This is a genomic window from Candidatus Zixiibacteriota bacterium (assembly GCA_020853795.1).
Lineage (GTDB): Bacteria > Zixibacteria > MSB-5A5 > CAIYYT01 > CAIYYT01 > JADJGC01.
Genome location: JADYYF010000124.1, coordinates 1 through 5,815 on the forward strand (window position 1 = coordinate 1; position 5,815 = coordinate 5,815).

At 57.9% G+C, this 5,815-nt stretch carries 6 protein-coding genes; 3 read left to right on the forward strand and 3 right to left on the reverse strand.

What is annotated here, in order from left to right:
• The 3 genes from IT585_09780 to IT585_09790 form a co-directional block, all read right to left on the reverse strand.
• A partial coding sequence (locus IT585_09780) for a hypothetical protein (protein MCC6963528.1) occupies window positions 1-192 on the reverse strand: 192 nt, incomplete at its 3' end.
• Window positions 192-812 carry a DUF4013 domain-containing protein gene (locus IT585_09785; GenBank protein MCC6963529.1) on the reverse strand — a complete coding sequence of 207 codons (621 nt, stop codon included), beginning with the start codon at window positions 810-812 and terminating at the stop codon, window positions 192-194. The genes IT585_09785 and IT585_09780, both read right to left, overlap by 1 nt.
• A 492-nt stretch (window positions 813-1,304) precedes the next feature.
• A complete protein-coding gene (locus tag IT585_09790) occupies window positions 1,305-2,270 on the reverse strand; it encodes a PD40 domain-containing protein (GenBank protein ID MCC6963530.1) in 966 nt (321 codons plus the stop codon).
• 468 nt (window positions 2,271-2,738) lie between these two features.
• Between IT585_09790 and IT585_09795 the strand changes: the two genes are divergently transcribed.
• The 3 genes from IT585_09795 (at window position 2,739) to IT585_09805 (ending at window position 4,926) form a co-directional block, all read left to right on the forward strand.
• Window positions 2,739-3,371: a sigma-70 family RNA polymerase sigma factor gene (locus tag IT585_09795; GenBank protein ID MCC6963531.1), complete on the forward strand. Its 633-nt coding sequence runs from the start codon at window positions 2,739-2,741 to the stop codon at window positions 3,369-3,371.
• Window positions 3,372-3,932 carry a hypothetical protein gene (locus IT585_09800; protein ID MCC6963532.1) on the forward strand — a complete coding sequence of 187 codons (561 nt, stop codon included), beginning with the start codon at window positions 3,372-3,374 and terminating at the stop codon, window positions 3,930-3,932.
• Between the two features lie 130 nt (window positions 3,933-4,062).
• The gene (locus IT585_09805) at window positions 4,063-4,926 is read left to right on the forward strand and encodes a hypothetical protein (protein MCC6963533.1); all 864 of its coding nucleotides are present in this window, start codon (window positions 4,063-4,065) and stop codon (window positions 4,924-4,926) included.
• Window positions 4,927-5,815: the final 889 nt, after the last annotated feature.

The window sequence follows — 5,815 nt, forward strand, 5'->3', positions numbered from 1 at the left end:
CGAGCGCTCCGGCAACTGGTGGCAGAAATGCCCGTAGATGCCCCGCAAGAATTGCGCCGCCCCTTCAGCGCCGATCGCCGCCAACACCGCCGCCGCGACCATCCCGCCGCAGTACGCCGCTAACAGCGCGGCCGGTGACCATAGCGCCAGCCTGGTCACCGGCCGAAGATTCTCCAGTTCTCGCCGTGCCATTATGGCTGTGTCGTAACCGCTCCGCCCTTCTGTTCGCCGACGCGGACGACCTCGCCGTACAAGTACGCGATTCCCAATTGTGCCCAAAACGCCGTAAAGAAATACCCGATGATCAGCGCCAGGATCCCAAACGAAGCCAGGATGCTGAAGACGATCGTCAGCAGCGCCACCAGCAGCAAATTCACCGTGTTCTGCGTCAGAAACGCAATCATGCCGGCGAAGTCAAAGGCATCCGAAATATTCCCCGTGCGGGCGAAACGCACGTAAATATACGGTAGGATCATGGCGTACGCGATGCTCAGCGCCACCATCGCCAGCCAGCCGATGCAGGGGATCATCATCAGTATGAAGTTCACGATGATCAGCGGAATCGCATAGAGAATGATTACCACGAAGAACAGCAGTCCCTGCGTGAATTTCTCGCCGAGGTTATCCCACGCCGGCAGCGGCAGCGGCTGGCCATTGGCCGTGTTGCGCGCCACCAACAGCACGTAGCCGAGCAGAAACGGAATGCCGATCAGGATCATCGAGGCCAGCACGAACAGCGCCCCGACCAGGATCTTCTGCAGCCACTCCGGATCTTCAAACATGTAGGTGAATGAACGACCTAAATTATCCATTTTCTCCCTCCTTGCGTCATTTCCATGACGCCGGGCTCTTTATTGCTTCACTATGGTGTGTATATCTCGCCCCCGCTCCCCGCTGTCAACTAAAACTCCGCCCCCTTACACCCCGCCCCTTCCGCATCGCGACTCTCTCCATCCGATTTCTCCCCCCGGTAGTGCCGACTTAAGTCGGCTTCCCTATCTTTGCACCATCAGCAATACCTTCTCTGCCGTCGACTGGAATCCCCTTCCCGCGCCGTCAGGAATCCTTCCCTGACGGCCCCAACCTCGGTGCCCCACCGCCTGCGCAGCGTCCCGAGGAACGAGGGATTGCGGTGGGATCACGAACCGGTCCCTCAGCAGCCGGTACCCCACCCGTCGCGAAACGAAGGCTGGGACCCCATCTCCCCTCTCCCTCCGGGAGACGGGCTGGGGGTGAGGGGGGCAATTTGAAATAAAAAAAAGGCGGCCATCCGACCGCCTTCCCTAATTCGTTACCCGCAATTACTAAAACGGCCCGAATTCCCTCTCAAAGATCAACGGCTGTGTTGTAAAGTTATTTCCCTGGAAATAGATCTTGCGTGCGTCGCTCGACCAGCGCGGCGCCGCGCAGTGCCGGTCGTTGGTCGAATGCGTAATCGCTCGCGCCTCGCGCGTCGCCAGATTCATCACGTAAATGTTGTTCGTGTTCTGTACCTTCCGGCAGTACAGCACATACTTGCCGTCCGGCGAAATCTGACCGTTGAATTCGTGGTCGCGTGCCGTCGTAATCGTGTCGGCATCGCCGGTCGTGATCGATCGCAGCACCAGGTCCTCATCGGTTGTGATCCCTTCCTTTACCACCGCCTCGGTGTAGCAGAAGCGATCGTCATCGGGGCTGAAGGAAGGATAGTACCCGACCAGATCCTCCGTCGCCTGCCGCGTCCGCCCCGTGGCGAGATCAAGCCACCAGACCGATGCTTTGCCCGGCCGCATCAACGTGAAGATCAAGCGCTTGCCCGAGGGCGACCAGCTGAGATCGGCCACGCTGACCAGATCGCTGGCATCCATACCCAGTTGCTCCAAAGCATCCTTCGGCAAATCCTCGCGATATTGCACCAGATTGCTGACCTGCTTGCCGCTGCGCGCACCCACTTTGTAGATCATCAACTCCCAACATCCCGCTACTTTGTTCTGCAGCGCCATCTCCGTCCCGTCCGGCGATATCGCATAAGTGTAGGTCGGCAGGTCATTGAAATTGTAGCCCGGCATCAACCGTTTCTCTTCACCGGTCTTCAAGTCCTTCATGAACAGCTCGATCGGATTGCCCGGAATTTTCTCATCGACCCGCAGGAACGCCACCTTGTCCGACCCCGCCGCCGCCGGCATCAAACCGTTGCGCACGATAATCTTCCCCGCTTCGCGCTCATATTGCCCGTACGCCGCCCCCGCCAAGATCGCGACGCACAGCCCAACGTGCATTAACCGTCTCAACTTCAAGTCTTCCTTCCTTTCATCTCATCAGCGAATCTGCCCATTTATACATCGGCGCAAGCCCTTTGGCGAATGAATTTTCCACCCCGGCAGGCGCTTCCAATTGCCCTGTTCGAACTTCCGCAACACGCCACCGCAATTCCCGCCGATGGCACCACCAACCTCTTTATGTCGCCGAAACATGACTTGTTACCCATCTGCTCGGTTAAATCTGTTACCTGTCCGCCCGGTTAGTACCCCACGGAGAGGGGTCGGGGGTGAGGGTGCTCGCATCGGGTCGACAGCCGCCGCCACAACTCCCCTACCACTCTGCTGGCCAACTTCCATCTCCCCCTCCGTCACTCCTCTTTCTATCGCTATCCACCACCTCCCTTAAAACTCTATTTGACAATCACTTCCGCCTCCCCTAATCTTCCGCTGCTGTCGGCATAACCATTAAACAATCCTCCTCCAACCGCGTCTATTCCAATGGGTTGGAGAGTGTGGGGTGTCGTGATCGAGAACATTTCCGAACTCGTCGAACGCTTTAAAGCCGGCGACGAAAGAGCTTTCAATGAGCTGGTTCGATTGTTCGAGAAACGAATTTACGCCCACGCCTACCAGATGCTGGGAAACCATACCGAGGCCGATGAAGTCCTGCAGGAGACCTTCGTCCGCCTCGTCAAAAATATCGCGCGCTTGAAGACCGATGCCAACTTTCCGAGCTTCCTCTTCAAGATCGCGACCAATTACTGCATCGACATCATCCGCAAGCGACAGCGTAAGTACGTTGTCCTTGACGATGAGGAAGCCGAGGATTCCGGCCGTTACCAGCTCGAGCTGTCGCGGTCGATACTGACACCGGAGGACGAACAGGAAAACAAACAACTCCTGGAGTTGATCAACGCCGCCATCGCCGAGCTGCCCCCCAAACAACGGGCTACCATTGTGCTGCACGACGTCGACGGCTACTCCAAGGAGGAGATCGCGCAGATGATGGATTGCCCGCAGGCCACCGTCCGGTCGAACCTGCACATCGCGCGCTCCAAAGTGAAACAGAAGTTGAAAGAGATTCTCGACCGCCCGCTTGACCCGGACGGCCGAAATCGTGAGGAACGGTAAATGCAAGAACGTGACCACCAAGACCAACTGCTCGATCTGCGGCCGCAGCACACCCGTGCGCCGCTCGATCAGACGCCGCACTTCGGCGATCTCGATCCCGCCGCCCGCGAGCGCGAACTGGCCTATCTGCGGTTGATCTCCGCCCGGCAGGTGCGCCTGCCCGACGACGCTTACTTCGCCGCCGCCCGCGGGAAAATACGACAACGCGTGACACTGCGGAAGATCACCCTGTGGGATCGCCTCGTCGCCGCTGTGATCCCCGAGACCCTTCGCCCGGTGCCGGTCGCCGTCGGTGTTGCCGCGATTGCCGTTGCGATCATGTTGAGCGTCGTGTATTATCCGTACGGCAGCATCCCGGAAACTCGTTTCGCTTCCGGCAACTTCGGCCCTTACGTCTCGCTCGCCGAGACGTACACCGAGCAGGTCGCCGCCGGCGAACCCGGTGGACTTTCGCCGCAGGAACTGAAGGAGTATCGCGAGATTTTGCCTATGTCGACCGCGATTCTGGGCTCGCCCTCCTCGCTGTCGCGCTCACGTTCGCTCGCATTCTCCGGTCAATGATCGGCGAATGAACATGGAGGTCACCGGTGCCCACCGCCTGCGCAGCGTCCCGAGATACACTGGACAGCGGGGGAAATCGTCAGTCGGGTCGCAAGTTATATATGGGAACTGAGCCGCCAAAGTAATTGTCATGAACCGACCGCTTAAACCTCGACGTCCTCACCGTCGCGGCGGAATCTTCCTCTGCCCGCTTGCCTGCCTGATGGCAGCGCTTCTGCTCTCCTGTGTTGATTCGCAGCCGACCGTCCACCTCCAGATGAAATTCCAACCTGGCCGTGAACTCGTCTATGAGCAGATCAATCGTCAGACCTTCTCGATGAATAACTCCCCGGTGATTTCCTCCTCCTCGCAGTCGAAGGGGGAAATGGTGCAGAAGGTCGCGTCGATTTCCGCTGACGGCAAGGCGCGCATCGAGGAGGCTTCCACTTGGAGTTGGAGCGAAACCGCTCCCGATTCCACGATCTCGGTCGTCTCCAGCACCGAATCACTCTCGTACGATATGGCGCCCGACGGCAAGATCTCCGGCCTCGAACTTCTTTCCGACCAGGATGCCTCCAAGTGGAAAGAATACGCCCAGCAGAATATCGAGCAGTCGCAACCGACGTTCCCCGCCGAGCCGGTCGGCAAAGGCTACAAGTGGATGCAGTCGGTCAAAATCTTCATGCCCTCCGGTGAGAAACTCGATGCCAGCACCACCTATACTGTAACCGACTTCGTCGAGGTCGACGGCCGCAAGTGCGTCATTATCGATTATCAGGGCAATCTGATTCTCCCCTTTGACATCATGGAGTCCGACAGCCTCTCGCGTTCCGGCGTCGACAAGACCGATGTTACCGGCACCCTGGTCTTTGATTACGAAAACGGCTACACCTATTCGCAGGAAGAAAAAACCAAAATCACCGTCGAACGCGCCAAAATCCTCGGCAATCAAGCCACCGCCAACACCTTCTACATCGAAGGCGAACTCTACTTCAAACTCAAATCCGCGAAGTAGGTCATGTTTCCAGCGCTGCATTCACTCTCAGCCAGGTGAACTTGTCGAGGTACCAAACCCAACATGCCCAAGTTCGTAGGTCACGATCCCCGCGATCCTGACACTCGACCTGATCCCGGCAATCCCAATTCCCGATTTCCCGTAGCGCCGACTTCAGTCGGACACTTTAAAGCTCAAGCTTGTAGGTCAGGATCCCTGCGATCCTGACGTGAACTCCTCCCTCTGTAGTGCCGACTTCAGTCGGCAGAAGTCATTCAGCTCGCAGGTCGAGATCCCTGCAATCCCTATTCTCGAATTCCTGTAGCTCCGACTTCAGTCGGACTCTTCATAACCCAAGTGAATTCTCTCGTGGGTCCGACTTCAGTCGGACTCGCCCACCTACCGCTGCAATCGCTACCCGTTGGGGCGGGGCTCGTCCCCGCCCGCGTCAATCGTTGCATCAGGTCTTGATCCCGCGCACCGCACCAATTGCCAATGCATATCCACTCTCCATCGCGGGATTGTGACCTGCCGCTTTTCTGCTTGATCCTGTAAACAGCAGCCAATTTGGACTCCCACCTCCGCGGGAATGACGCCGACTCCCCTCTCCTCCTCGGAGACGGGTCGGGGGTGAGGGCGCAACTTCTTCCCGATGAACACCTTGAACAACTTCTCCACCCCAATTTACCATCCCGCCCATTTCCTAACCCCTTGACCCACAACAACCGCACCCACTACACACCGGCGATTTTCACTACAACTTCACTCCAAAAATCACACCCTACCCCTTAGTGGAGGCACTGATGTCGCCAGCGCCGCCCGACTCGACCTCGATGTTCGCCCACTAAGCCGACGGTTGATGACGTCCCAGCAACCGTCGGTCACCGAGTCCTAGGTTTTGTGACTCATC

Coding starts and splice junctions, on each gene's coding strand:
- IT585_09805 (MCC6963533.1), top strand. CDS start 4,063: ATGAACCGACCGCTTAAACCTCGACGTCCTCACCGTCGCGGCGGAATC.
- IT585_09785 (MCC6963529.1), bottom strand. CDS start 812: ATGGATAATTTAGGTCGTTCATTCACCTACATGTTTGAAGATCCGGAG.
- IT585_09795 (MCC6963531.1), top strand. CDS start 2,739: ATGGGTTGGAGAGTGTGGGGTGTCGTGATCGAGAACATTTCCGAACTC.
- IT585_09800 (MCC6963532.1), top strand. CDS start 3,372: ATGCAAGAACGTGACCACCAAGACCAACTGCTCGATCTGCGGCCGCAG.